Here is a 278-nt window from a genome sequence, read left to right as displayed (position 1 = left end):
ATCTCTTCTTCCTTTAAAGTTTTCGTTGTTCGCTTGACCCATTCCTGAAAAGGATAACGTTTTTTTCGTTCCATTGATCTCACTTCTTTTAATCCCTCTTCTAAAAACAATTTCCCCCATTGTTTTGTCGATAGACAGGAGACATGACTTGAGTCTCTCAATCGTTCCAGCTCATTGATAAATAGTGAAAGCTCTTCATCATTTGGCGAAACATTATCAATAAAGAAAAACAGACCATTTGACTTTAATACACGAGATGCCTCTTTGGCAAACTGTTC

The 278-nt window shown here is 36.7% G+C and carries 1 pseudogene; it reads right to left on the bottom strand.

The window, feature by feature from the left end:
• Positions 1–278: pseudogene (locus tag AC0IXA_RS27395) on the bottom strand (hypothetical protein); the annotation flags it as partial.

Source organism: Pseudomonas sp. AC083, assembly GCF_979253165.1.
This window is presented reverse-complemented; position numbering and strand designations above follow the sequence as displayed.